Source organism: Cognatundibacterium luofuense (assembly GCF_018139685.1).
In the GTDB taxonomy this organism is placed as follows: Bacteria; Pseudomonadota; Gammaproteobacteria; order Burkholderiales; family Burkholderiaceae_D; genus Undibacterium; species Undibacterium luofuense.
In genome coordinates, this window is the sequence record NZ_JAGSPN010000351.1 from 1 (window position 1) to 347 (window position 347).

At 44.4% G+C, this 347-nt stretch carries 1 pseudogene; it reads left to right on the forward strand.

The features are described from left to right. A pseudogene (locus tag KDM89_RS20745) lies at positions 1–347 on the forward strand (deoxyguanosinetriphosphate triphosphohydrolase); the annotation flags it as partial.

The following is a 347-nucleotide window of genomic DNA, read 5'->3' on the forward strand; positions in this document are numbered from 1 at the left end:
ACAATCTGCAGAGCTTACGCATCGTCGATGCATTGGAAGAGCGTTATGCAGCATTTAATGGCTTGAATTTGTGCTTTGAAACACGCGAAGGCATACTCAAGCATTGCTCGCTCATAAATGCACAACAACTCGGTAATCTGGGTTTGCGCTTCATCGAAAAAACACAGCCTTCTCTGGAAGCGCAATTGACGAATTTGGCAGATGAGATTGCGTACAACAATCACGATATTGATGATGGAATACGCTCAAACTTATTGAGTGAGCAGCAGATTTTGCAAGTTAGTCTGTATGCGCAGCATCGTCGAATAGTGGAAACGATGTATCCTGGAATTCAAGGAAGGCGTGCC